Genomic DNA, 26,064 nt, shown 5'->3' with positions numbered 1-26,064 from the left:
CGCTCAGTCCTTCGCTTCGGGTTTCGCACCCCGGTTGCCCATCTTGAGCCGCGCCGAGCGCAGGATCTCGACGCACAGGTCTTCATAACCGATGCCCACCGCGCGCGCCGCCATCGGCACCAGCGAGTGCGTCGTCATGCCCGGGGACGTGTTCACCTCGAGCAGGAACGGACGCATGTCGCTCTCGCGCACCAGCACGTCCACGCGGCCCCAGCCTTCGCAGCCCAGTGCGCGGTAGGCATTCACCGCGTGACGCTGGATCTCCTGCGTCAGTTCGTCGGGCAGCGGCGCCGGGCAGTGGTATTGCGTGTCGTCTGTGAAGTACTTGTTCTGGTAGTCGTACTTGCCTTCGGGCGCGACGATCTCGACGATCGGCAGCGCGCGGGCGGCGGCGCCCTGCCCCAGCACGGCGACCGTGAATTCGCGGCCGGTCACGAACTGCTCGGCCAGCACCGCGTCGTCCATGCTGGCCACGAGCGCGATCGCGTCCGCCAGCTGATTGCGGTCGGTGACCTTGGTGATGCCGATGCTCGAGCCTTCGAGCGGCGGCTTGACGATCAGCGGCAGGCCCAGTTCGGCCACCAGCGCATCCAGGTCGGTGTCGGCATCGACCGTTGCGTACTTCGGCGTCGGCACGCCTTCCATCAGCCACAGTTTCTTGGTGGTGATCTTGTCCATGCCGACGCTCGATGCCATCACGCCGCTGCCGGTGTACGGAATGCCCAGCTGCTCGAGCGCGCCCTGCAGGCTCCCATCTTCGCCGTAGCGGCCGTGCAGCGCGATGAACACGCGATCAAAACCCTGCGCCGCCAGGTCGGCCAGGCTGTGGGTGCCCGGATCGAACGGGTGCGCGTCGATGCCGCGGCTTTTCAGCGCCTGCAGCACGCCGTTGCCGGAAATGAGCGAGATTTCGCGCTCGGCCGAGCGGCCGCCGAACAGGACGCCGACCTTGCCGAAGACGGTGGCATCGAGAAGTTGAATGGTCGTCGTCATGCTCAGCCTTTCGCTGTGGTCAGTTGTTGCGGAATGCCGCTGATCGAGCCAGCGCCCATCGTCAGCACGACGTCGCCGTCGCGCGCCACGTTCAGGATGGCGTCGCGCATGTCGGCGATCGACTCGACGAAGATCGGCTCGATCTTGCTGGAGGTGCGCAGTGCGCGCGCCAGCGCGCGCCCGTCGGCGGCCACGATCGGCGCCTCACCGGCCGGATACACGTCGGCCAGCAGCAGCACGTCCGGCGTGGCGAGCACCTTGACGAAGTCTTCGAACAGGTCGCGCGTACGGCTGTAGCGGTGCGGCTGGAAGGCCAGCACGAGGCGCCGGCCCGGGTAGGCGGCGCGCGCGGCGGCCAGCGTGACTTCGGTTTCCACCGGGTGGTGGCCGAAGTCGTCGACCAGCGTGAAGCTGCCGCCGGACGCCAGCGCCACGTCGCCGTAGCGCGTGAAGCGGCGGCCCACGCCACGGAACTCCAGCAGGCCCTGGGCAGTGGCCGCGTCGTCGATGCCGATTTCGCGCGCGATCGCGATTGCCGAGCAGGCATTGAGCACATTGTGCATGCCGGGCTGGTTCAGCACGAACTTCGTGTCGGCATAGCCTTCCTGGCGCACGGTGAAGTGCATATGCGTGCCGTCGGCGTAGGCATCCAGCGCGCGCACTTCGGCATCGATCGAAAAACCGTAGGTGGTGACCGGCTTGGTCACCTGCGGCAGGATCTCGCGCACGTGCTTGTCGTCGATGCACAGCATGACGCGGCCGTAGAACGGCAGGCGGTGCGTGAAGTGCACGAACGCGGCCTTGAGTTTCTCGAAGTCGTGCTCGTAGGTTTCCATGTGATCGGCGTCGATGTTCGTGATCACTTCGATCATCGGCGACAGGTTCAGGAACGACGCGTCCGATTCATCGGCTTCGGCCACGATGTAGTCGCCGCTGCCCAGCGCCGCATTGGCGCCGGCGGCGGTCAGGCGGCCACCGATGACGAAGGTCGGATCGAGCCCGCCCTGCGCCAGCACTGACGCGACCAGGCTGGTGGTCGTCGTCTTGCCGTGCGTGCCCGCAATCGCGATGCCGCGCTTTAAGCGCATCAATTCGCCCAGCATGATCGCGCGCGGCACCACTGGCACCTTGTTGGTACGCGCGGCCACCACTTCCGGGTTGGCTTCGTTCACGGCGGTCGAGGTCACGACCACGTCGGCGCCCGCCACGTGGTCTTCGTGATGGCCTAGATACACCTTGGCGCCCAGGTCGGCCAGACGCTGGCTGGCGGCATTGCTGCCCAGGTCCGAGCCCGACACCTGATAGCCGAGATTGAGCAGCACTTCGGCGATGCCGCTCATGCCGCTGCCGCCGATGCCCACGAAGTGGATGTTCTTGATCTTGTGTTTCATGCTGCTTTTACCCTTGCTGCCAGTTGTTCGAGTTCGCGCGCGATCGCTTCGTTGGCGTCGCGCTGGCCGACGCGCGCTGCTGCCTGCGCCATGGCCAGGCACTGTTCGCGCGTCGTTTGCAGCAGACTTTTCAGTCGCTGTGGATTCAGTTCACCCTGCGTCAGGTGCACGGCCGCGCCCTGCCCGTCCATCCAGATCGCGTTGTCGCGCTGGTGGCTGGTGGTGCTGGCCACGAACGGCACCAGCACGCTGGCCACGCCGGCCGCCGTCAGTTCGGACACCGTGATCGCACCGGCGCGGCAGATCACCAGATCGGCGTCGGCATACGCCGCCGCCATATTGTCGATGAAGTCGACCACATTGGCCTGTACGCCAGCCTGCGCATACGCGGTGCGCAGCGCATCGATGTTCTTCTTGCCCGACTGGTGCGTGACAACCGGCCGTGCCACCGGGTCGATCAGGGCCAGGGCTGCCGGCACGCCATCGTTGAGCACCTTGGCGCCCAGGCTGCCGCCGACGACCAGCACGCGCAGCACGCCCGTGCGACCGGCGAAGCGCTCAGCGGGCGCTGGCAGATCGAGAATCTGCTGGCGTACCGGGTTGCCGGTAACGACGGCCTTGCCGGCCGCCTTGCCGAAATCGGCCGGGAAGCCAAACAGCACGCGCTGCGCCAGTGGCGTGAGCGTCTTGTTCGACAGCAGCAGCGCGGCGTCGGCATTGATCAGGGCCAGCGGAACGCCGGCGGCGCGCGCCATCACGCCGCCCGGCACCGTCACGTAACCGCCCATGCCCAGTACCACGTCGGGCCGGCGCGCGGCCAGGTAGCGCCGGCAGGTCGCAAACGCGGCCGCCATCTTGAACGCGCCCTTGACAGTGTGCGCCAGGCCCTTGCCGCGCAGGCCGGCGAAGTCGATCGTGTCCATCGCGATGCCGGCTTTCGGCACCAGATCAGTTTCCATGCCGTGGGCGGTGCCCAGCCAGCTTACTTCCCAGCCGCGCGCGCGCATCGTCTGCGCAATCGCGATGCCGGGGAAGATGTGGCCACCGGTGCCGGCGGCCATGATCATCAGCTTTTTGGTCATGTGCGGCCTCCGCGCATGCGCACGCGATTTTCGTAATCGATGCGCAGCAGGATCGCCAGGCCGACGCAGTTGAACAGCACGCCCGAACCGCCAAAGCTCATCAACGGCAAGGTCAGACCCTTGGTTGGCAACAGGCCCAGGTTCACGCCCATATTGATGAAGGTCTGCACGCCGATCCAGATGCCGATGCCTTTCGCGGCCAGTCCGGCGAACACCTGTTCGAGCGCGATCGCCTGGCGGCCGATGTCGAAAGCGCGCTTGACGAGCCAGTAGAACATCGCCACCACGACCAGCACGCCGGCCAGGCCCAGTTCTTCGCCGATGACGGCCATGATGAAGTCGGTGTGCGCTTCGGGCAGGTAGAACAGTTTCTCGACCGAGCCACCCAGGCCCACGCCAAAGATCTCGCCGCGCCCGAACGCGATCAGCGAGTGCGTCAGCTGGTACGCCTTGTCCAGGGCATTGCCCTCTTCCCACGGGTTCAGGTAAGCGAACATGCGCGCACGGCGGAACGGCGAGAGCGCGATGATCGCACTGAAGATCACGACCAGCAGCGCGCCGATGCCGCCGAACCAGATGATGTTGATCCCGCCCAGGAACAGGATGCCCATCGCGATGCAGACGATCACGCCGAAGGCGCCCAGATCCGGCTCCATCAGCAAGAGGCCACCTACCAGGCCAATGGCCACGACCATCGGCACGAAGCCCTTGGTCAGCTTGTGCATGTACTCTTGCTTCCTCACCGTGAAGTCGGCCGCGTACAGCACCACGGCAATCTTCATGATTTCGGATGGCTGCACCATGAACACCTTGAGCGACAGCCAGCGGCGCGCGCCGTTGACCGACACGCCCAGGCCCGGAATCAGCACCAGCACCAGCAGCACCAGCGTGCCGATGAAGATCATCGGCGCATGCCGCTGCCAGACCGCGATCGGCACGCGGAACACAATGGCCGCGGCCACCATCGAGACGAGGATGTAGACCGCCTGGCGGTACAGGAAGTATTCGTTGCGGTCCTGCAGATAGCGGAATTTCGGCGAATCGGGCAGCGCAATCGACGCCGAGTACACCATCACCATCCCGAACAGCATCAGGAGCAGCGTGACCCAGACCAGCGGCTGGTCGTAATCCATCATTTTGGACGGCCGGCTGCGCCCGTCGACGGTGGCGTCGACAGCATTGCCGGAAAACTTGAAGGGCAGCTGGAAGGCCATTAGATCTCCTGCCCTTTATCCAGTGCGATGTCGCGCACGGTTTCGACGAACACCTGCGCGCGGTGCGCGTAATTGGTGAACATGTCCAGGCTGGCGCATGCAGGGGACAGGAGCACTGCGTCCCCGGAACGCGCCAGACCCGCCGCGCGGCGCACGGCCTGCGGCAAGTCGTCGAGGTCGAACGCCGGCACGCCGGTCGCATCGATCGCGGCGCGCACGGCGGGCGCATCGCGGCCGATCAGCAACACGGCGCGGGCATACGCCGCCACCGGCTGGGCCAGCGGCGCAAAGTCCTGCCCCTTGCCGTCGCCACCGGCGATCAACAGGATCTGCTGGTCGGCGCCGGCAAAGGCCTTACCCAGGCCCTGCAGTGCAGCGACGGTGGCGCCGACATTGGTGCCCTTGCTGTCGTCGTAATAGTCGACGCCGTCGATGGTGGCCACCAGCTCGACGCGGTGCGGTTCGCCCGCATACTCGCGCAAGCCGTGCAGCAGCGGCGCGAGCGGCAAACCGCAGGCGCGGCACAGGGCCAGCGCGGCCAGCGCGTTGGCCGCATTGTGCAGGCCGCGAATCTTCAGCGCATCGGCCGGCATCAGGCGGCCCACGATCGCGTCGACCTGTTCGCGGATTTCGCCGCGTTTGAGTTTTTTGTCACTCGCTTCGCCCGCCACGGCATTGGCCAGCCACAGCACGCCGCGCTCGTCGATCAGGCCGAAGCTGTCGGCGTCGACCGGTTCGTCGGTACCAAAGGTGAACAGCGGCGCATCGACCGCCATGCGCATCACGCGCGCATCGTCGCGATTCAGGACGCGCACGGTATCCGGGCCGAAGATGCGCGCCTTGTCGGCCGCATAGGCATCCATCGTGCCGTGCCAGTCGAGGTGATCCTGGGTCAGGTTCAGCACCGTCGCAGCGTCGGCCTGGAGACTGAACGTTGTATGCAACTGGAAGCTGGACAATTCCAGCACCCAGGCTTGCGGCAGCTCGTTCGCGTCGATCGACTCGCGCAGCACATCCAGCGCGGCCGGGCTGATATTGCCGGCCACGCGCGTGCTTAAACCCGCGCGGCGGCACAGCAGACCGGTCAGGCTTGTCACCGTTGTCTTGCCGTTGGTGCCCGTGATCGCGATGACTTTCGGCGCATAGCCGCTGCTCTCGCGCAGGTGCGCCAGCGCCTGGGCAAACAGTTCGATCTCGCCCCAGACGGGGATGTCGCGCTCGGCAGCGGCAGGAATGATGGCGGCCAGCTCGCGCTCCGGGGCCAGGCCCGGGCTGACAGCGACGAAGTCGACGCCGTCGAGCAGGTCGGCGCCAAATTCGCCGGCGACGAACTGCGCATCCGGCGCGGCCGCGCGCAGCGCCGGCAGGCGTTGCGGCTCAAGCCGCGTATCGGCCACGCGCACGCGTGCGCCGCCCCGCGCGAGCCAGTGCGCCATCGCGAGCCCGGATTCACCGAGGCCCAGTACCAGTGCGAGTTTGCCGTCGTAGTTCATTAACGAAGCTTCAGTGTAGAGAGACCAACCAGGATCAGCACGATGGTCACGATCCAGAAGCGGACCACGACCTTGGTTTCGTTCCAGCCCTTTTGTTCAAAGTGGTGGTGCAGCGGCGCCATGAGGAACACGCGGCGGCCGGTGCCATAGCGCTTCTTCGTGTACTTGAACCAGGTCACCTGGATGATCACGGACAGCGTTTCAGCGACGAACACGCCGCCCATGATGAACAGGACGATTTCCTGGCGCACGATGACGGCGATGGTGCCGAGCGCGCCGCCGAGGGCCAGCGCGCCGACGTCGCCCATGAACATCTGGGCCGGGTGCGCGTTGAACCACAAAAAGGCCAGGCCCGCGCCGGCCATCGCGCCGCAGAAGATCAGCAGTTCGCCAGCGCCCGGGATGTACGGGATCAACAGGTATTTCGAGAACGTCACGCTACCGGTGAGATACGCGAACAGGCCCAGGGCCGCGCCGACCATCACGGTCGGCATGATCGCCAGGCCATCCAGGCCATCGGTGAAGTTCACGGCATTGGACGCGCCCACGATCACGCAATAGGTCAGCGCGATGAAGCCCCAGACGCCCAGCGGATAGCTGATGGTCTTGAAGAACGGGACGATCAGGTCAGCCTTTGGCGGCAGCGTCATCGAAAAGCCCGACTGCACCCAGGCGTAGAACAGTTGCGCGACTTCCCACGGATTGGCGGCCGAGACCGAGAACGCCAGGTAGAGGGCCGAAGCGATGCCGATCAGCGACATCCAGAAGTATTTTTCGCGCGAGCGCATGCCTTCCGGGTCCTTGTAGACCACCTTGCGGTAGTCGTCGACCCAGCCGACGGCGCCAAAGCCCATCGTCACGACCAGCACCGGCCAGATCAGGCGGTTCGACAGGTCGCACCACAGCAGCGTCGAGATGCCGATCGCGATCAGAACCAGCACGCCACCCATCGTCGGGGTGCCGTGCTTGGTCAGGTGGCTTTGCGGACCGTAGGTACGCACGGCCTGGCCGACTTTCAGTTCGGTCAGTTTGCGGATGACGATCGGGCCGGCCACGAGGCCGATGGTGATGGCCGTGATGGTGGCGAACACCGCGCGGAACGTGAGGTAGTTAAACACGCGCAGCGGACCGAGATAGTCCTGAAAGTATTGTGCGAGCCAGAGAAGCATATTAGTGGGCGTCCTTGCCAAGGGGTGTTGATCCGGTCAGGTGCAGGACCACGCGTTCCATTTTCATGAAACGCGAGCCCTTCACCAGCACAGTCGCGTCCGTATTGCTGCCCAGTTTTTTATCCAGTGCTGCCAATAACTCGTCGAACTGCTCGTAATGCTGTGCTCCCGACGCGGCCAGATGGCGCGCCAGCTCGCCCGTCGCGAGCACGGTGTCGATGCCACGCGTTTTTGCGTAAGCCCCGATTTCTTCGTGAAATTCTTTGCCCTGCGCGCCGACTTCGCCCATGTCGCCCACCACCAGGATGCGCGGCGCCGGGTACGCGGCCAGCACGTCAATGGCAGCGCGCATCGAATCGGGATTGGCGTTGTAGGTGTCGTCGACGACGGTCGCGCCGCCGGCGGCCTGCTTGCGCTGCAGGCGCCCGCCGACCGGTGCGAAGGCTTCGAGGCCGCGTACGATCGCGTCCTGGTCGATGCCGGCGCCCAGCGCACAGGCGATCGCCGCCAGCGCGTTGCGCACATTGTGCTCGCCAGCCGCGGCCAGCCTGACGGTGAAGTGCACACTGCGCGCACGCACCTGCAGGTCGCTGCCAAAGCCATTGCTCGTGTAATCGGCGCGCACGTCGCAGGCGTCAGAGAGGCCAAACGTGATGACGTCACACGCGGCCAGGCCGCGCCACAGCGCAGTATACAGGTCGTCGCCCGGGAACACGGCCACGCCGTGCGGGCCCAGGGCCTGCAGCACCGCGCCATTTTCGCGCGCCACCGCTTCCACGGTGTGCATGAATTCCTGGTGCTCGCGCTGCGCATTATTCACCAGAGCGACCGTCGGCGCAGCGATGGCCGCGAGGCGCGCGATCTCGCCCGGATGGTTCATGCCCAGCTCCACCACTGCGGCGCGATGGGCTGCCGTCAGGCGGAACAGCGTGAGTGGCACGCCGATCTCGTTGTTCAGATTGCCCTGCGTGGCCAGGCGCGCGCTCTCGCCCACCGCCGCCGCCAGGATCGATGCGATCATTTCCTTGACCGTCGTCTTGCCGTTGCTGCCGGTGACGCCGATCACGGGCAGCTCGAACCCGGTGCGCCAGGCATGCGCGATGCGGCCCAGCGCAACCAGCGTGTCCGGCACGACGATGGCCGGCAGCGTCCAGCCGTGCGGCAGCGCCGACACCACGACGGCCGCGACGTCACGCGCCGCGACCTGGTCGAGGAAATCGTGGGCGTCGAACGACTCACCGCGCAGCGCGACAAACAGCGCGCCGGCATCGACCTTGCGGCTGTCGGTCGACACGCCGCCAAAGGCGACATCCGCGCCGACCAGGTGTGCGCCGGGAATGGCCGCCACGAGTTTTGCCAGCGTACCCTGCATCAATGCGTCCTCAACATGGTAAGCCGCGCCGTCAATGCGAGCGAAGCGTGGTCCGTATCCGAAAACGGCATCTTGCGTCCCTTGATTTCCTGGTAGGGCTCATGGCCCTTCCCGGCCAGCAGGATCACGTCCTGTTTGGCCGCCTGTTTCACGGCCAGCAGAATGGCCGACGCGCGGTCTTCCACCGTCTGCAGGCGCGAGCCCGGGGCATTGGCATCCATCCCCGCCACGATCTGGGCGATGATGGCGGCCGGTTCTTCGCTGCGCGGGTTGTCGCTGGTGACGAGCACCTGGTCGGCGGCCTGCGCGATGCGGCCCATCTGCGGACGCTTGCCCGGATCGCGATCGCCCCCGCAGCCGAACACGCACCACAGCTGGCCGCCGCGGTCAGCCGCCACCTGGCGCAGCGCGTCCAGGGTTTTTTCCAGTGCATCCGGCGTGTGCGCGTAGTCGATCACGACCATCGGTGCATCCTGCCCGCCCATCTGCTGCATGCGCCCCGGCGCCGGCACCAGCGCTTCGATCGCCTCGACCGCGCTTTTGAGCGCCACGCCGCGCGCCAGCAAGGCGCCCAGGACCGCCAGCGTGTTGCTCACGTTGTAGTTGCCCACCAGGCGGCTGCGGATGGTCGCGCTGCCCGCTGGCGTTTCGACCTGGCATTCGGTGCCGGCATTCTTGCTGCGCATGCCGCTCGCGCGCAGGACGGCCACGCCATCCGGCGCTGCCGCCGCATCCAGCGTGTAGCCGGTAACAGCCAGCGCCGGGAAGTGCGCGCGCAGATGCGCTACCAGGCGCTGCCCGGCTGCGTCGTCGAGGTTCACGATTGCATGCTTCAGCCCCGGCCACTCGAACAGCTTGACTTTGGCCGCCTCGTAGCGGGCCATGTCGCCATGGAAGTCGAGGTGGTCGCGCGTCAGATTCGTGAAGATCGCCACGTCGACATGCATGCCGGCGGTACGTTCCTGCACCAGGCCGATGGACGAGGCTTCGATGGCCAGCGCCGTGACGCCCTTGCCGTTCAGGTCCGCCAGCGTCTGCGCCAGCAGCACGGCGTCCGGCGTCGTGTAGCCGGTGACATCGAACTGCGCTTCGGTTTTTGCCTTGGGCGCGATGACGCCCACGCCCAGCGTGCCGATCACGCCGGCGGTCTCGCCCAGGCGCGCCAGCGCTTGCGCGGTCCACAACGCGCACGAGGTCTTGCCGTTGGTGCCGGTGACGGCGACGGTAAACATCGCGCTGTCCGGCTGGCCCAGCACCGCATGCGCGATCGGACCGGCCAGTTGCTTGAGGCCTGCCACGGCCAGCCGTGGGGTGGCGATCGCATCGTCCCATGCGAAGTCCACGTCGTCATAGACGATGGCGGCGGCGCCCGCGTCGGCAGCCGCGCCGATGAAGCGGCGGCCATCCTGCGCGTCGCCCGGATAGGCAAAGAACACGTCGCCCGGCTGCACGCGGCGCGAGTCGGAAACGAGACGACCGCCCGGTGCGGCGGCGGCAATCCAGCTGCGGATGTCGTTCAGGCTGGGGCGCATCACATGCTCTCCTCGAGTGGGACTTCCGGAATGATGATGTCCGTGATGGAGGAATCGGGCGGCACGTTCGCCGCGCGCAGTGCGCTGGCAAACAGGTCGGCGGCCGTCGGTGCGGCCACGCTGCCGCCGGTGCGCAGGGCGCCGCTCGGATCGTCGACCATCACCGCGATGATGAAGCGCGGCTTGGACATCGGCCCGATGCCGGCGAAATAGCCGATGTTGTTGGTGCGCGAGTAGCGGCCATTGACGATCTTCTCGGCCGTACCGGTCTTGCCGCCGATGCGGTAGCCGGCCACCTGTGCTTTGGATGCCGTACCTTGCGGGCCGACCACCGATTCGAGCATCGTGCGCACCTGTGCTGCGGTCTTTGGCGAAATCACCTGCTGGCCGACCGGCTCTTCGTTGATCTTCACGAACGACAGCGGAATGATGTCGCCGTTGCGCGCGAAGATCATGTACGAGCGCGCCATCTGCAGCAGCGAGACCGACAGGCCGTGGCCGAAGGCCATGTTCGCGTACTCGATCGGACGCCACGATTTCCATGGCCGCACGCGGCCGGCAGTGGCGCCCGGGAAGCCGAAGCGCGGCGCCTGGCCGTAGCCGACCTTGGTGTACATCTCCCACATTTCCTGCGCCGGGATGCGCTGCGACACCTTGACGGCGCCGATATTCGACGACTTCTGGATGATGCCGCTGACCGTCTGCACGCCGTAGTTGTGGGTATCGCGAATGCGCTTGCCGGTAATCGTCATCCAGCCCGGGTTGTTGTCGAACACCGTGTCGGGCGTGATGCGGCCTGTATCCAGGCCCAGGCCGATGGTGATCGGCTTGATCGTCGAACCCGGCTCGAACGTGTCGGTGATGACGCGGTTGCGCAGCTGCTCGCCGGTCAGCTTGGAGCGGTCGTTCGGGTTGTAGGTCGGGTAGTTCGCCAGCGCCAGCACCTCGCCCGTATGGACGTCGAGCACCACGGCGGCGCCGGCCTTTGCATTGAACTTCTCGACCGCGTTCTTGATACTGGTAAAGGCGATGTATTGCAGCTTGCTGTCGACCGACAGCGTCAGGTCGCGCCCCTGGTGCGGTTCGCGGAACATGCCCAGATCTTCGGCGATGTGCCCCAGGCGGTCCTTGATCACCCGGCGGCTGCCAGGCACGCCCATCAGCGTTTTCTGGTGTTGCAGCTCCATGCCTTCCTGGCCCTTGTCTTCCACGTTGGTGAAACCGACCAGGTGGGTGACGACTTCGCCCTGCGGGTAGAAGCGCTTGTATTCCTTGCGCGTGTCGAGGCCATTGATCTTGAGCTTTTCGATTTCGGCGATCACCGGCATCTCGACCTGGCGTTTCAGGTAGACGAAGGTGCGGTCCGAGTCGAGCTTCTTGCGAATGTCGGCTTCGGGCATGTCCAGCAGCTTGGCCAGTGCCGTGATTTTCTCCGGCGGCGAGGCCAGTACGTCTTCGGGGATCGCCCACACGGCGCGCACCGGCAGCGACGTGGCCAGCACGGCGCCGTTGCGGTCAAGGATGCGGCCACGGGTGGCCGGCAGTTCGAGCGTGCGCTCGTAGCGGCTCTTGCCCTGGCTTTGCAGGAACTGGTTCGACACGCCCTGCAGCCAGACGGCGCGCGCGCCCAGCGCGGCAAACGACGCGAACAGGACGAACAGCACCATGCGCGAGCGCCAGTCGGGCAGGCGCACGGCGAGCACCGGGCTCTTGGTGAATGCAACGCCCTTCGAGGCCGCAACGCGTGCGCCGGATTTGGAAGCACCGCGCGTCATGGGGCGCCTTCAGTCAGGTATTGGGTACGGGCCGGTGTCACCGGCGCCATGTTCAACTCGGCGCGGGCGATCTGTTCGATACGGTCGTTCTTGGCCAGGCGCGACTGGTCGAGCTGGAGCTGGTCCCAGTCGACGTCGAGCTGGTGCGCGTGCTGCTGCAGGCGTTCGAGTTCGATCAGGAGGTGACGTGCCTGGTAGCGGGCGTTGACGACCGACAGCGCGCAGCCGACCAGCAGCGTGGTAAGAAACACGTTGACCTTCACGCTCATGTCGGCGTTCCCAGACGTTCAGCGACGCGCAGCACGGCCGAGCGCGAGCGCGGGTTGTCCGCTACTTCAGCGTCCGATGGCTTGGTCTTTGTAATCAGCTTCATCAAAGGCTGCGGCAGGTCGACCGCGCGGATCGGCAGGCGCCGGTCCGGTTGCTCGACATTGGCCTTCGATGCAAAGAACTGCTTGACCATGCGGTCTTCCAGCGAGTGAAAGCTGATCACCGACATGCGCGCGCCGGGCGCGAGCATGCTGTAGGCAGCGGTCAACCCCGCTTCGAGGTCTTCAAGCTCTTGATTGATGAAAATCCGGATAGCCTGAAAGGTCCTGGTTGCCGGATCCTTGCCTTTTTCCCTGCTTTTGACCGTGTTTGCCACGATTGCGGCAAGCTGTCGTGTGCTTGAAATTGGTTCGACTGCGCGGCGAGCAACAATCGCCTTTGCAATCTGAAAAGCAAACCGCTCTTCTCCATAGTTGCGTATCACCTTTTCCAAATGGTTTTGCTCTGCCGTCGCGACCCATTCGGCCGCCGACATGCCGCGCGTGGTGTCCATGCGCATGTCGAGGGGACCGTCCTGGCGGAAGCTGAAGCCGCGGCTGGCGTCATCGACCTGGGGCGACGAAATGCCCAGGTCGAGCAGGATGCCGTCGACCTGATGAATGCCGCGCGCGGCAAGCGCGTCGGCCATCGTGGCAAAGCTGTCGTGAACAATGCAGAAGCGCGGATCGTTGATCTGCTCCGCGGTTGCAATGGCTTGCGGGTCCTTGTCGAATGCGATCAGGCGCCCTTCCGGCGCCAGGCGCGACAGCAGTAGGCGGCTATGACCGCCGCGACCGAACGTCCCGTCTATATACGTACCGGCAGCACGTGCGCCGGTCAGCTCGAGCGCATCGACTGCTTCGTCAAGTAGCACCGTGCGATGCTGATAATCAGGCACCGTCAAAGAATCCGTCATCGGCGCCTCAGAAAGAAAAATTGGAAAGTACATCCGGCATGCCGCCAGCCACAGCTGCGGCCTCGTCCTCGGCCAATTTGGCGGCGTTCCAGATTTCGAAGTGGCTGCCCATACCGAGCATCATCACTTCCTTCTCGAGCCCGACGGCAGCGCGCAGCTCGGGAGAGATCAGGATCCGGCCGGCGCTGTCAAGCTCGACATCGACGGCATTGCCAAGGAAAATACGCTGCCATGCGCGGGCCGACATCGGCCAGGCAGCGATCTGCTTGCGATGCTCTTCCCACACCGGGCGCGGAAAGAACAACAGGCAGCCCTGTGGGTGCTTGGTCAGCGTGACGCGACCTTCGCACTGAAGTGTCAGGGCGTCACGATGCTTGGCTGGAATGGACATCCGCCCTTTTGCATCGAGGTTGATCGCTGACGCGCCCTGGAACACGTAAATGCCTAGCTTGGAGAATTCGGTTGGTCGTTGTTGTCTGGCGCCGGGATCTGGATTTCTTCCCACAAATCGACACTTTTTCACACTGTTTCCCACTTTAGTGGAAGCAATGTTGACGGTCAAGCGAAATCCCAACCGTGCATTTCTAATTTTGCCAATGAAACCAATGACTTAGGCGCATCTTAAGGGTACTCGACAATTCAAAATCTCCCTTTAAATTAGGGACTTAGCAGTAACAGTGAAGGTCAGGCCTCATTTGGAAACACTGTCGTTACGTTTGTGCCGGCGCAAGGCAAAGAATAATATTGACGTAAAGTAACAACCGAGCCCTGCCTGAAAGCACTGTACGGGCATCCAGCACTCTCATGCACCCCAAGAACTTGCCAATGCGCTATGCTCGGCGATAACGGCAGCAGATAACGACTTTTGGTTTGGAAAATTTGTCAGTTTCCAGGTTAACTATTTTGACTTTGGGAAACTTAAAACGTAACATCGGTAAATATGAAAAATTCACCCGACCTGCAGCCGGCCGTACCGTACAACGCCGCCGAGTATTGCTCGACCAAGGAAGCGGCTGCTGTCCTTGGCGTGTCGCACCGCACGGTGCAACTGTGGGTCGAGAACGGCACGCTGCAGGCGTGGCGCACGGCAGGCGGTCATCGCCGCATCACGCTCGAATCGGTCAACCGTCTGGTCGACGGGCGCCGCATCGCCATCGCCGCCCACGCACCGCGTCCGGCCACGCCGGTTACCCCCGTGTCGACGACGCGCCGCGTGCTGGTGGTGGACGATGATCCCCTGATGCTGCGCCTGTACGAACTCGAGATGGCCGGCTGGGGCATGGACCTGGACGTCGTCAAGGCCAACAATGGCTTCGAGGCCCTGATTCGCATCGGCGAAGAACGCCCCGACCTCCTGGTCAGCGATCTGAACATGCCGGGCATGGATGGGTTCCGCATGATCCGCACGCTGCGTGAAGACAGCGGCAGCGCCGGCATGAGCATGATCGTGGTCAGCGGCCTGGACCGCGCAACGATCAAGGCCATGGGCTTGCCGGCCGATATCCCGGTCTTCCCGAAACCGGTGCCCTTCGGCGAACTGCGCGCCGCTGTCGAACACGGCCTGGCGCGCGCTTGATCGCGAACTGAACTGCTATGCTCGGCGCACCGACGCGCCTTCCATGCCAGCCTACCCATGACCGTCCTCCAGGCCCTCCTGCCCGCCCTTCCGACGCTGCTACCCGCCCGCGTTGGCGCATGCATCCGGTATCGCCGCTGGGAGCATGCCGATGCCCGCTAACACCATTCTTGTCGTCGATGACCAGGACGAACTGCGCCTGCTGATCTCGCTGAGCCTGCAAGCACTGGGCCGCATCGTCGAAGCGGCCAGCGCCGAACAGGCGCTGGCCCTGTTCGCGACCGAACGGCCCGATGTCGTCATGCTCGACATCTGGCTTGGGCCCGGCGAGAGCGGCCTCGACGTCTGCGCGCGGCTGCGGCAGGATCCGGCCAACGCGGGCGTCAAGATCGTGCTTCTCTCGGCCTGCGGCCAGCAGAGCGACGTTGCCGCCGGCATGGACGCCGGCGCCGACCTGTACATCGTCAAGCCCTTCAGCCCGATCGAATTGATCGACGCGGTAACGGGTTTGCTGGCAGATATCCCTGAAAATACGGCTTGATATTTCTTTTTTGAAACTAATATTGCCTTTAGAGACTATTCTCTAATTTTCTACAAAGCAGCAAAACCGACAACCATTTTTATTTTTATTGCAACTGTTCGGGCGCTAATCGCTGGCCAGTGAAACGCATCCCGCCGAACCGGCAAGTAAATACCGTCAAACCCGAAATACCGCTACCTGTGCCTGACGCATCCTCCTGCTCTGCGTTCGCGCGCGCCGCCGCCAAAGTGGCTATGATGGTCTTCATCGATCATCTACCGGCTACCTGCCCCGAACACAAAGCATGTCGCGCTCCTTCCGTTTCCTTGCTGCTCTCCTGGCCACCGCTACCCTGACCCTGTCGGTCGGCGCGGATGCGCACGTGGTCTCGGCAAGCTTCGAAGCGCGCCTGACGGTGGTGGCAACCTGCTCGATCAATGCCGGCGCTGCAGTGCAGGTCCAGTGCGCCAGCCCGGCCACGCCGTATCTTCTCGATGCCCCGGCTGCACCAATGCTGCACAGCGCCGGCCCCGACGCCAGCCGCGTTACCGTCTACTTCTGACGCACTCTGCGCGGCCTTGCCTGCGCCAGATTCTTTTGTTATTTGCTTATCAGCTTTTGTTCGTAGGACACAATTGCTGTCCGCCGGATAATGCCAGCTGAATACGTCATGCCGCGCCAGCGGTAACCAGACCCCACCGGCCTGCCCAGCACGCACGCCGATCGCGTTAAAATCAGTGACCCAACGTCTACCCAAGAGAGCCGCCATGTCCCGTCTGACCCTGCACACCCAAGAAACCGCACCCGAAGGCAGCCGCCCATTCGTCGACAAGGCCGTTGCGAACAACGGCTTTCTGCCGAACCTGATCGGCGTGCTGGCCAATTCGCCGCAAGCGCTGCAAACCTACATGACCGTCTCGGGCATCAATGCCGAAACGAGCCTGACGCTGGCCGAACGCGAAGTGGTGCAGATCACCGCCGCGCGCATCCACGGCTGCGATTTCTGCATCGCCGGCCACACTGCCATCGCGCTCAAGAAAGCCCAGCTGCCCGTGGAGACCGTGCGCGCGCTGCAGCAAGGCGCCGACACCGGCGACGCCCGGCTGGACGCCGTGCGCGTGTTCGCAGACGCCGTGATTGCCACCCGCGGCGCCGTCGACGACGCTGCCTGGCGCGCGTTCCAGGCTGCCGGCTACAACGAACAGCAGGCGCTCGAGGTGGTACTGGGTATCAGCCTGGCCACGCTGTGCAACTTTGCCAATTCGCTGGCCGGCAGCGCGATCAACCCGCAACTGCAACCCTTCGCCAGCGGAGCGATCTGATGGGCGGCGGCGAACACGCCACCGCGCTGCAGGCTGACCTGTCTGCGAATGTGCCAGCAAATCGGCCAGCGAACCTGCCAGCCGACCTGCTGGCCTGGCTGCAGGCCAGTGCCGATGCACTCGACACGACGCCGGACCTGGCGTCCGAGATCGTGCCACGCCTGGCCGGCGCCGGCCTGTTCGCCATCGGCGTGCCGGCATCGCTCGGTGGCAAGGGCGGCACCACGACCGATGCGATCGAAGCCATCGCCGCCGTGGCCGGGCATTCGCTGGCTGCCTCGTTCGTGTTCTGGGGCCAGCGCACCTTCATCGAATACCTGCTGCAAAGTCCCAACGAGGCGCTGCGCGCGCGCTGGCTCGGCCCGTTGATGCGCGGTGAATGTGCCGGCGCCACGGGTCTGTCGAATGCCATGAAATTTCTGTCCGGGATCGAGTCGCTGCAAATTACCGCCACGCCCAATAACGACGGCTGGCAGCTCGATGGCGCCCTGGCCTGGATCACCAACCTGCGCAAGGAAGGTTTCATCGCTGCCGCGGCTGTCAATTCGGCGGGCGACCTGCCGCCGGCAGTGGTCGCGTTCATCAGCGATCGCGCTGGCGTGGCCCGCAGCAGCGACCTGGAATTGATGGCCCTGCGCGGTAGCAATACGGCGGCGGTGAAGCTCGACGCCGTCCAGATCGGCGCCGATGACGTGCTGCACCCGAACGCGCGCGCCTGGTTGCCGGGCGTGCGGCCGTCGTTCCTCGGCCTGCAATGCGGGATGTCGATCGGCCTGGCGCGCGCCAGTCTGCGCGCAGCGCACGCACTGGCGGGCGCCGCGCGCGGCCCGCTGCTGGCGCAGATCGAGACCGAACAAGCCGCGCTCGAAGAAAACGTGCGCGCATTGAAGGCCGGCGTGGCCGATGGCCGCTTCAAGACGGCGGCTGCGCCGATGTTCCGGCTGCGCATCGCGCTGGCAGGGAACGTCGCGCAGGCGGTCATGCTCGAGCTGCAGGCCAGCGGTGGCCGCGCCTATCTGGTCGATCGCGACCGCAGCTTCGCGCGTCGCTGGCGCGAGTCGGCATTCGTGCCGATCATCACGCCCAGCCTGACCCAGTTGCAGGCCGAGCTGCACAAGCACGCCGCGGCATGAGCGAACCCGTTTCCCCGGTCGCATTGGCGGCCACCGACCTGCGCATTGGCTATGGCGGGCGCACGGTCGTCGACGCCATCACGCTCTCGGTCGACAAGCGCGAGATCGTGTGCCTGCTTGGCGGCAGCGGCTGCGGCAAGTCGACGCTGCTGCGCGGCCTGGCGGGCCTGAGCGCGCCACAATCGGGCAGCGTCACCTTTCTTGGCCAACCCTTGCTGCAGCCGCACCCGCGCGCCGCGCTCGTGTTCCAGCAACCGAGCCTGCTGCCCTGGCTGAACGTCGAGGGCAACGTCGGCTTCGGCCTGGATTTCGCACGCCAGCCCGCCATCGCGCGCGACGCCCGCAAGACGCGGGTGCAGGAAGCGATCGATGCCGTGGGCCTGGCCGGGCGCGCCAGCGCCTACCCGGCGCAGCTCTCGGGTGGCCAGGCCCAGCGCGTGGCCCTGGCCCGCGCGCTGGCGCGCGAACCCGAACTGCTGTTCGCCGACGAGCCGTTCTCGGCGCTCGACGCCATCACCCGTGCCGAAATGCAGACGCTGCTGGTCGAACTGGTGCACCGCTGGCACACTGCCGTACTGCTGGTCACGCACGATATCGATGAAGCGATCCTGGTCGCCGACCGCATCCTGCTGATGGCCGGACAGCCAGGGCGCATCGTGCGCGAATGGCGCGTCGACCTGCCGCGCCCGCGCGAAGAGCATGCCGCCGGCGTGGTCGCGCTGCGCCTCGACATCCTGCAGGCGCTGCGTACCGGCGTCCCCGCCAGCAGTCCCGCCTGAACACCATAACAAGGACAATCCATGACCAACCCGATCCACATCTGCGTTACTTCCGACTGCGATTGCGGCATGACCCGGCGCGACTTCCTGCGCATGTCGGCCCTGTCGGGCGCTGCCGCTGCTTCACCGCTGCTGTTCGCGGGCGACGCCATGGCGCAGAACTTCAAGGGCGATGACCAGCCGGTGAAGATCGGCTACCTGCCGATCACCGATGCGGCGCCGCTCTTGGTGGCGCATGGCCGCAAGCTGTTCGAGGCGCAGGGCCTGAAGGTCGAGACGCCGCGGCTGTTTCGCAGCTGGGCCCAGATCATCGAAGCGTTCGTGGCCGGCCAGGTCAATGTGATTCACCTGCTCTCGCCGGCCACGCTGTTCGTGCGCTACGGCGCGAAATTCCCGGCCAAGGTCGTGGCCTGGAACCACATCAACGGCTCGGCCCTGACGGTGCAGAACGAGATCAACTCGGTTGCCGAGCTTGGCGGCAAGACGGTGGCGATTCCGTTCTGGTACTCGATCCACAATATCCTGCTGCAGAAAATCCTTACTGCGAACAAGCTCACCGTGGTCACGCGCGCGCGCGGCGCGGCCCTCAAGCCCAACGAAGTCAATCTGATCGTGCTGGCCCCGTCCGAGATGGTGTCGGCGCTGGCGACCAAATCGATTGCCGGCTTCATCGTGGCCGAGCCATTCAATGCAGCGGCCGAGAACGCGCGCATCGGCAAGGTGCTGCGCTTCTCGGGCGACGTCTGGAAAAACCACGCCTGCTGCGTGACGTTCCTGGCCGAGCGCGACCTGAACGACAAACCCGAATGGTCGCAGCGCGTCACCAACGCCATCGTCAATGCCCAACTCTGGTCGCGCTCGAATCAGATCGAGACGGCCAAGCTGCTCTCGAGCGCCGGCCCGAACCGCTACACGCCGCACCAGTTACAGGCGCTGACCAAGGTGCTGGCCACCACCGACTACACCGACTATGAAAAGCGCGGCATCGTCGCGCACCCGGCCTGGAAACAGCGCCGCATCGACTTCCAGCCGTTCCCGTTTGCGTCATACACCGAAGAACTGGTGCGCGCCATCGGCCAGACCAAGGTCGAAGGCGACACGGCTTTCCTGGCCAAACTCGATCCAAAGTTCGTCGCGCGCGACCTGATCGACGACCGCTTTGTGCGCAAGTCGATCGCTCTGGCGGGCGGTCCTGGCGTGTTCGGCCTGCCGGCGAATCTGCTGCGCACCGAAACGATCGCGGTCTGACGATGGCGGGTCGTTTTCTGTGGCCGCTGCTCGGCTTTGCGCTGGCCGTGGTGCTGTGGTCGCTGGGCGTGCAGGCGCTCGAGCAGCGCACCCCGATCGCCGCGATGTTCGCGCCGCTCGAGACCATGCGCGCGTTCCAGGTCATGGTCACCGGGCCGGATATCTGGCTGCACGTTAGCACGAGCCTCACGCGCGTGGCCGTGGGGCTGGGCTTTGCAATCCTGTTCGGGGTACCGCTGGGGATCCTCGTGGGCATGTCGAAAGCCTTCTCGCAGGCGAGCACGCCGCTGTTCCAGCTGCTGCGCATGGTGTCCCCGCTGTCGTGGATGCCGCTGGCGGTGATGGTACTGGGTGTGGGCGACGCGCCCGTGTACTTCCTGCTGGCCTTTGCCGCCGTCTGGCCACTGATGCTCAGCACCGCCGCCGGCGTGGCCCAGCTCGACCCGAACTGGATGCTGCTGGCGCGCTCGCTGTCGGCCACCCGATGGGAAGTGATCTGGCGCCTCGTGCTGCCGGGGATCACGGCGCAGATCCTCACCGGTATCCGGCTGGCGATCGGCATCATCTGGATCGTGCTGGTGCCCGCCGAGATGCTGGGCGTGTCGGCCGGCCTCGGTTACTTCATTCTCGACACGCGCGACCGGCTCGCGTATTCGGAACTGATGGCGGCCATCATCCTGATCGGCATCCTGGGCTATGCGCTCGATTACACGGCGCGCTTCGTGCATGCGCGCTGGTTGCATGCGCAGCCGGCCAATCCACTGAAGTGATCTGCCCCCCACCCTGGCGCGGTGGGGACGTCCAGCCGCCCATCGCCGGTATGCTGCCAGCGTCCCGGCACTCCGGTATCATGCGGGGATGAATCCCATTCCCTTTACGCCGTTCGTCATCGGTGTCGCCGGCGGCAGCGGCAGTGGCAAGTCCACGGTGTCCCAGCAAGTCCTGGCCTCGTTCGGCGCCGACATGGTCTCGATCGTGATGCAGGACGATTACTACCGCGACCAGTCCGACCTGCCTCCTGAAGTACGCCGCAAGCAGAACTACGATCATCCGCACGCGTTCGACTGGCCATTGCTGATCCAGCACGTCCAGGCCCTGCGTAGTGGCGAAGCGATCGCGATGCCCGAATACGATTTCACGATCGACAACCGCTCGGACAAGACCATCCCCGTCAAACCGGCGCCGGTGATCGTTGTCGAAGGGTTGTTTGCCCTGTATGACGCCGACCTGCGCGACATGATGTCGCTGAAGATTTTTGTCGATACGGCGTCGGACGTGCGCTTCATCCGCCGCATGCAGCGCGATATCGCCGAACGCGGGCGTACGCTGGAGAGCATCGTCGGCCAGTATCTGGACACGGTCCGCCCGATGCACAAGCAGTTCATCGAGCCCACCAAGCGCAATGCCGACGTGATCCTGCCTCATGGCGCGAACGGCCCGGCAGTGGACATGATCACCACCAAGGTCGCGAGCATCGTCGGCCGCCTGAAGCGGCCCTGAACCTGGCGGCGCCGACGGCGCCGGCCGCGCCGGTCGCGCCGGCAAGCGTCAGATGTGCACGTGCTTTTCGACAGTGGCCTGCAGCAGGGCTTTGTACTGCGCCAGATCGGCCGACTTGTGGACATAGTCGGCGGCGCCGAGCTGGCGCGCGCGCGCGCGATCGGCGTCGATATCCGAGTTGGTCAGGATGATCAACGGTACCTTGTACTGCAACTGGTAGCCCCGCATCAGGATCATCGTCTCGAATCCGTCCATCCGCGGCATCTTCAGGTCCATCAGGATCAGGTCGAAATGACGGTCTTTCATCAGTACCAGCGCATCCCAGCCGTCGCGCGCGATATCGACCTCGAACCGGCCTGCGTACTTTCCCAATGCCTGCAGCGTGAATTCGGCGTCGAACGCGAGATCGTCGACCACCAGGATCACTTTTTTGGCAACATTGTCTGTATTGGTCATCGCATGGTTCGACGTCGGGTGCGTCGCTTCATGAGGTCCTGCCGGGCATCGGTTTCATCGATACAGTATAGACGAGCGATTGCCCTGGTGCCGTGCGATGTCCAGTGGCTGTCCCGACAATCTGCGGCAGTCATTCCGCTTCCCCGATCCGGCGCCTAGGCCGCTGCGACCAGGCGATTGCGCCCGTCCATCTTGGCTTGGTACAGCAGGCGGTCGGCAGCTTCGATGCAGGCCAGCGGCGTCCCGCAGGTGGGCTCGGCCTGATTGCAGGTGTGCACGCCAAGACTGATGGAGACGTGGCCGTAGGCACTCCCCTCGTGCGCCATGCCGAGTCCCTGCACGGCAGAGCGGATGTTCTCGGCCACCGCGCGGGCGCCCTCATTGTCGGTGTCCGGCAGGATGATCGCGAATTCTTCGCCACCGTAGCGCGCCGTCAGGTCGGTGGGGCGCCGGGGCCCCGAGGCGATTGCCCCTGCTACCCGGCGCAGGCAGTCATCGCCGGCGACGTGACCATACAGGTCGTTGAACTTCTTGAAATGGTCGACATCGAGCAGGATCAGTGAAAACGGCAGCCCGCTACGCCGCCCGCGTTCGTATTCCACGGCGAGCACTTCATCGAAGCGGCGCCGGTTGGCCAGCCCGGTCATGGCGTCGATGTCGGCCAGGTGGCGCAGCGATACATTGTGCAATTCGAGCGCGCTGCGCGCCGCACGCAGTTCGGACTCCAGTGCCTCGCGCAGGCGCAACTGGCTGATCATGCGGTGCCCTCCCCAGCCGAGCATGCACACCGCGAACACGACCACGCAGCTCATCTTGATCACCGCCATCCACCAGCCGTCCAGGATTTCGTCCTTCGACTGGGCCGTCGCTACCAGCAGCGGAAAGCCGTCCAGGTGACGGTAGCTGTACAGGCGTTCGACGCCATCGATCCTCGAGGTCATCATCGCCGTGCCGACCGGCCCCGATTTGGCATACGTCTGGAACACGGGGCCGTTGCTGATGCTCGTTCCCACCATCACGGCATTGAACGGGCGGCGGTACAGCAAGGTGCCGTCATCGATGGCCAGGATGATCGTCCCGGTGCGGCCGACGTCGAAGCTGTCATAGAACTTGCCGAAGTAATCGAGATTGAGCGAGGCCATCGCGACGCCGCCGAAACTGCCATCCGGGCGGTTGATCCGGCGCGACACGGGAATCGTCTGGACGCCGGTGGAGCGGCTGAAGATCGGCTTGCCGATCCGCGTGCCCAGGTCGGTATGGGTCATGTGGTAACGGAAAAACTCGCGGTCCATATTGCTGCCCGGTAGCACCGATGGCAGCGAGGTCGCCAGACGCTTGCCATCGGCGTCATAGATGAACAGCTCGCGCACCTCTTCGCTGGTGCGGGTAATGCGCGCCATCCGCGCATGCAGGCGCTGGACGTCGATCGGCCTGGTTGCTGACTGCTCGACCCGTTCCACCATCTCTGCCAGAACCGAGTCGGCCACCGTCAGCGAGCGCTCGGCGTGGGACGCCAGCGCACGCGCCATGTTTTCGGTGCTGATCGCAGTCTGGTCCAGTTCGCCCTGGCGCGACGCCCACAAGCTCCACGCGTGCAAGCCGATCAGCAACAGGCAAAAGCCCGCCATGAGAATAATCGACCGCACGACCAGCGGCGTGCGCCGCGCATCGAGGTGTTGCAGGCGAAGCAAATCGAGGTCGGCAGTAGGCGGCATGGTCAGGTGCAAGACAGCAGGTGAGATTGTTTCCCGACAGCTTAATAGTTATCGCGAGAAATGTATTGCTGAGAAGAATGTAAATTCGTGCTCTGTTCATGACTTACAACGCTTGCATGACCGACGAGCATGACGACTTGGCGGCACTGGTCGCAAATGCGCAACAGGGACAGCAACAGGTGCCGGGCGGTCAATTGAATCCGGATACAAAGTGATAGAATGTTTCTCATATGAAATTAAAATGATAACGATTTTCGTCATGGACAGCTTGGATGCCTCATAGAATCAATCGCGAACTGTTCCGGTGGCGCGTCCGCGCGTTTGCCCGGCTGATGTCGGCTGTGCTGGTGCTGGCGCTGGTCGTTGCCGTACCAAGTGCCCTGGTTGCCGCCTACCGGGGCTACCCGCAGGTCGCCCTGATGGACACCCTTGCACTGGCCTGGATCCTGGCGATCTGGCGTCTGGACCGCTTGTCGCACACGACCAGGGTCGTCAGCTTCCTTGCCATGATGTTTTTCGTGGCGGTCGGTTCGATGGTGACGGTTGGCGCGGTCGGCCTTTGCTACCTTCTCGCAACCCCTGTCATCGCCGTGATCCTGCTGGGCCAGCGCGCTGCGTATGTCACGATCGGGGCCGGCGCGCTCGCGATGGTCGTCCTTGGCCTGGCCGGCTACAGCGAGCTGACCCTTGGCAATCTCGCACCTGACTCGCCCGTGGGCGTGCTGATTTTCGCGCTGAACTATGTGTGCGTAGGCACCCTGGGCACGCTGACGGCGGGCAGCGTGCTCAAGGGCTTGTCGCGCTCGTTGAACAAGGCCGACGTCGTGTCGGAGTCCCTCGAACAGGAACGCAGCGCACTGCGCCGTGTGAACCAGGAATGGCGCCTGACCTCGGCCGCACTCGCGGGCCTGCACGACATGGTGCTGATCGTCCAGGCGATTCCAGGCAAAGCCTCGCACCAACCGATCATTTTCGCCAACGCCGCGTTCGAGCGCCACAGCGGGTATCGCGTCGATGAAATCATCGGGCACAGTCTGTATGCGCTGCACGGGCCGGAAACCTGCACCGACACCGTTGCTGCGCTGGCCGATGCGATGGGGCGGTACGAACCGGCGTCGGCGCAACTGGTCAATTACACGAAAGCCGGCGAACCGCGCTGGGTGGAAGTCGATATCGTGCCGTTCGCCAGTGAGGGCGGGCCCATCACGCACTGGGTTGCCGTCGGCCGCGACATCACCGAAAAGCGGCAGTCCGCCGAATCGATCCGCAAGCTGGCGTTCTACGACGTGCTGACCGAACTGCCGAACCGGCGCCTGCTGATGGAGCGCCTGAGCGCCCTGACCGACAAGGCGCAGCGCGGCGAAGGGATCGGCGCCGTGCTGTACCTGGACCTCGACAATTTCAAGAGCGTCAACGACGCGCGCGGCCATGCGACCGGCGACGCCTTGCTGAAACACGTGGCCGGCATCCTGCGCGATACCGTCCACCGGCGCGACACCGTGGCGCGCCTGGGTGGCGACGAATTCGTCGTGCTGGCCGAGCATCTTGGCGACGACCCCGGTGCGGCCACTGCGGCCGCACTGGCGCTGGCCGAGCGCGTCGGCACCGCCCTGCGCCGCCCCGTCGACATCGATGGCCAGGTGTACCAGTCTTCGGGAAGCGTCGGCATTTCGCTGCCCACCCGCCCCGAACACACCGCCCAGGACCTGCTGCGCGAAGCCGACACGGCGATGTACCATGCCAAGGCCGCAGGCCGCAACGGGGCCGCGCTGTTCGAGACGACCATGCTGGCTGCTGCCGAAAATACGCTGATGCTCGAACGCGATCTGGGCAATGCACTCGACAACGACGAGTTCGCCCTCCATCTGCAGCTGCAGGTCAGTCCCGACGGCCAGCCGATCGGTGCCGAGTCGCTGCTGCGCTGGCGCCGTGCCGACGGCGTGCTGGTCCCGCCCGATGTGTTCATTCCAATTGCCGAAAAAACCGGGCTGATCGTACCGCTGGGCACCTGGGTGCTGCGTCAGGCATGCCTGTCCTGGCTGCGCCTGTCGCATGCCGGCCACGCGCTGCCGCTGTCGATCAACGTCAGCCCGCGCCAGTTCCAGCAAGCCGACTTCGTCGATGTGGTGCGCTCGGTGCTTGACGAGACGGGCGTGCCCGCCAGCCAGCTGATCTTCGAACTGACCGAAGGCCTGCTGGTCGAGAACATGGACGCGACCGTCGTGCGGATGAACATCCTGGCCGGGATGGGCATCCGGTTCTCGATCGACGACTTCGGCACCGGCTACTCGAGCCTGGCCTATCTGCAGAAAATGCCGCTCTACGAACTGAAGATCGACAAGGGCTTCATGCGCGACATGCCGCACGACGTCAATGGTACGGCACTGGTCAAATCGATCCTCGCGATGGCCGGCCAGCTCGGCCTGCGGGTCGTCGCCGAAGGCATCGAAACCCGGGAGCAGGCGCAGTTCCTCGCGTCGCACGGCAAACCCTGCATGCAGGGCTTCCTGTTCTGCCGCCCGATGCCGCTGGGCGAACTGATCAGCCAACTCGAAGCCGCTGCTTGAGT

General features: G+C 64.9%; 24 protein-coding genes. 10 read left to right on the top strand and 14 right to left on the bottom strand.

The window, feature by feature from the left end; all coding sequences use genetic code 11:
- Positions 1-3 precede the first annotated feature (3 nt).
- The 12 genes from AC56LH_RS01320 to mraZ are packed head-to-tail and all read right to left on the bottom strand — an operon-like array spanning position 4 to position 13,682.
- A complete protein-coding gene (locus AC56LH_RS01320; protein WP_499643358.1) occupies positions 4-993 on the bottom strand; it encodes a D-alanine--D-alanine ligase in 990 nt (329 codons plus the stop codon).
- 2 nt (positions 994-995) lie between these two features.
- Entirely contained in the window at positions 996-2,384 is a 1,389-nt protein-coding gene (gene murC, locus AC56LH_RS01315) for a UDP-N-acetylmuramate--L-alanine ligase (RefSeq protein ID WP_499643356.1), read from the bottom strand.
- Positions 2,381-3,466: an undecaprenyldiphospho-muramoylpentapeptide beta-N-acetylglucosaminyltransferase gene (gene murG, locus AC56LH_RS01310; RefSeq protein WP_499643354.1), complete on the bottom strand. Its 1,086-nt coding sequence runs from the start codon at positions 3,464-3,466 to the stop codon at positions 2,381-2,383. Before murG ends, murC begins: the two co-directional genes overlap by 4 nt.
- Positions 3,463-4,680 (bottom strand): putative lipid II flippase FtsW, encoded by a 1,218-nt coding sequence (gene ftsW / locus AC56LH_RS01305; RefSeq protein ID WP_499643352.1) that lies wholly within the window; start codon positions 4,678-4,680, stop codon positions 3,463-3,465. Before ftsW ends, murG begins: the two co-directional genes overlap by 4 nt.
- Positions 4,680-6,173 carry a UDP-N-acetylmuramoyl-L-alanine--D-glutamate ligase gene (gene murD, locus AC56LH_RS01300; protein ID WP_499643350.1) on the bottom strand — a complete coding sequence of 498 codons (1,494 nt, stop codon included), beginning with the start codon at positions 6,171-6,173 and terminating at the stop codon, positions 4,680-4,682. Before murD ends, ftsW begins: the two co-directional genes overlap by 1 nt.
- A complete protein-coding gene (mraY, locus tag AC56LH_RS01295; protein WP_499643348.1) occupies positions 6,173-7,342 on the bottom strand; it encodes a phospho-N-acetylmuramoyl-pentapeptide-transferase in 1,170 nt (389 codons plus the stop codon). Before mraY ends, murD begins: the two co-directional genes overlap by 1 nt.
- 1 nt (position 7,343) lies before the next feature.
- Positions 7,344-8,714 carry a UDP-N-acetylmuramoyl-tripeptide--D-alanyl-D-alanine ligase gene (locus AC56LH_RS01290; RefSeq protein WP_499643346.1) on the bottom strand — a complete coding sequence of 457 codons (1,371 nt, stop codon included), beginning with the start codon at positions 8,712-8,714 and terminating at the stop codon, positions 7,344-7,346.
- Positions 8,714-10,246, bottom strand: coding sequence for a UDP-N-acetylmuramoyl-L-alanyl-D-glutamate--2,6-diaminopimelate ligase (locus AC56LH_RS01285; protein WP_499643344.1), 1,533 nt, complete (start codon positions 10,244-10,246; stop codon positions 8,714-8,716). Before AC56LH_RS01285 ends, AC56LH_RS01290 begins: the two co-directional genes overlap by 1 nt.
- The gene (locus tag AC56LH_RS01280; RefSeq protein ID WP_499643342.1) at positions 10,246-12,021 is read right to left on the bottom strand and encodes a peptidoglycan D,D-transpeptidase FtsI family protein; all 1,776 of its coding nucleotides are present in this window, start codon (positions 12,019-12,021) and stop codon (positions 10,246-10,248) included. The genes AC56LH_RS01285 and AC56LH_RS01280 overlap by 1 nt, the downstream gene beginning before the upstream one ends.
- Positions 12,018-12,290 carry a cell division protein FtsL gene (gene ftsL / locus AC56LH_RS01275; RefSeq protein ID WP_499575782.1) on the bottom strand — a complete coding sequence of 91 codons (273 nt, stop codon included), beginning with the start codon at positions 12,288-12,290 and terminating at the stop codon, positions 12,018-12,020. The genes AC56LH_RS01280 and ftsL overlap by 4 nt, the downstream gene beginning before the upstream one ends.
- Positions 12,287-13,246 (bottom strand): 16S rRNA (cytosine(1402)-N(4))-methyltransferase RsmH, encoded by a 960-nt coding sequence (gene rsmH / locus AC56LH_RS01270; RefSeq protein WP_499648341.1) that lies wholly within the window; start codon positions 13,244-13,246, stop codon positions 12,287-12,289. Before rsmH ends, ftsL begins: the two co-directional genes overlap by 4 nt.
- 7 nt (positions 13,247-13,253) lie before the next feature.
- Entirely contained in the window at positions 13,254-13,682 is a 429-nt protein-coding gene (mraZ, locus tag AC56LH_RS01265) for a division/cell wall cluster transcriptional repressor MraZ (protein ID WP_499648339.1), read from the bottom strand.
- A 504-nt stretch (positions 13,683-14,186) separates the two neighbouring features.
- Between mraZ and AC56LH_RS01260 the strand changes: the two genes are divergently transcribed.
- The 9 genes from AC56LH_RS01260 (at position 14,187) to udk (ending at position 21,324) form a co-directional block, all read left to right on the top strand.
- Complete coding sequence (locus tag AC56LH_RS01260) at positions 14,187-14,822, top strand: response regulator (protein ID WP_499643340.1); 636 nt, start codon at positions 14,187-14,189, stop codon at positions 14,820-14,822.
- A 151-nt stretch (positions 14,823-14,973) separates the two neighbouring features.
- Positions 14,974-15,363 carry a response regulator transcription factor gene (locus tag AC56LH_RS01255; protein WP_499643338.1) on the top strand — a complete coding sequence of 130 codons (390 nt, stop codon included), beginning with the start codon at positions 14,974-14,976 and terminating at the stop codon, positions 15,361-15,363.
- Positions 15,364-15,646: 283 nt separating this feature from the next.
- Complete coding sequence (locus tag AC56LH_RS01250) at positions 15,647-15,904, top strand: hypothetical protein (RefSeq protein WP_499643336.1); 258 nt, start codon at positions 15,647-15,649, stop codon at positions 15,902-15,904.
- Between the two features lie 205 nt (positions 15,905-16,109).
- Positions 16,110-16,664: a carboxymuconolactone decarboxylase family protein gene (locus AC56LH_RS01245; RefSeq protein WP_499643334.1), complete on the top strand. Its 555-nt coding sequence runs from the start codon at positions 16,110-16,112 to the stop codon at positions 16,662-16,664.
- A complete protein-coding gene (locus AC56LH_RS01240) occupies positions 16,664-17,797 on the top strand; it encodes an acyl-CoA dehydrogenase family protein (RefSeq protein ID WP_499643332.1) in 1,134 nt (377 codons plus the stop codon). The genes AC56LH_RS01245 and AC56LH_RS01240 overlap by 1 nt, the downstream gene beginning before the upstream one ends.
- Entirely contained in the window at positions 17,794-18,576 is a 783-nt protein-coding gene (locus tag AC56LH_RS01235) for an ABC transporter ATP-binding protein (RefSeq protein ID WP_499643330.1), read from the top strand. Before AC56LH_RS01240 ends, AC56LH_RS01235 begins: the two co-directional genes overlap by 4 nt.
- A gap of 21 nt (positions 18,577-18,597) precedes the next feature.
- Entirely contained in the window at positions 18,598-19,824 is a 1,227-nt protein-coding gene (locus tag AC56LH_RS01230) for an ABC transporter substrate-binding protein (RefSeq protein WP_499643328.1), read from the top strand.
- A gap of 2 nt (positions 19,825-19,826) precedes the next feature.
- Positions 19,827-20,594 (top strand): ABC transporter permease, encoded by a 768-nt coding sequence (locus AC56LH_RS01225; RefSeq protein WP_499643326.1) that lies wholly within the window; start codon positions 19,827-19,829, stop codon positions 20,592-20,594.
- Positions 20,595-20,682: 88 nt separating this feature from the next.
- Positions 20,683-21,324 (top strand): uridine kinase, encoded by a 642-nt coding sequence (gene udk, locus AC56LH_RS01220; protein WP_499643324.1) that lies wholly within the window; start codon positions 20,683-20,685, stop codon positions 21,322-21,324.
- 48 nt (positions 21,325-21,372) lie between these two features.
- Here the strand turns inward: udk and AC56LH_RS01215 are convergent, their stop codons facing one another.
- A complete protein-coding gene (locus tag AC56LH_RS01215; protein ID WP_499643322.1) occupies positions 21,373-21,780 on the bottom strand; it encodes a response regulator in 408 nt (135 codons plus the stop codon).
- Positions 21,781-21,935: 155 nt separating this feature from the next.
- On the bottom strand, positions 21,936-23,495 hold the full coding sequence (locus AC56LH_RS01210; protein ID WP_499643320.1) for a sensor domain-containing diguanylate cyclase: 1,560 nt from the start codon (positions 23,493-23,495) through the stop codon (positions 21,936-21,938).
- A 272-nt stretch (positions 23,496-23,767) separates the two neighbouring features.
- On the opposite strand from AC56LH_RS01210, the gene AC56LH_RS01205 reads away from it, so the two are divergent.
- Positions 23,768-26,062, top strand: a complete 2,295-nt coding sequence (locus AC56LH_RS01205; protein ID WP_499643318.1) for a putative bifunctional diguanylate cyclase/phosphodiesterase — start codon at positions 23,768-23,770, stop codon at positions 26,060-26,062.
- Positions 26,063-26,064 lie beyond the last annotated feature (2 nt).

It is taken from the genome of Telluria sp. LT1R51-2, assembly GCF_059685775.1.
Note: the sequence above shows the minus strand (reverse complement) of the source record. Positions and strands in the feature narration are given on the sequence as shown.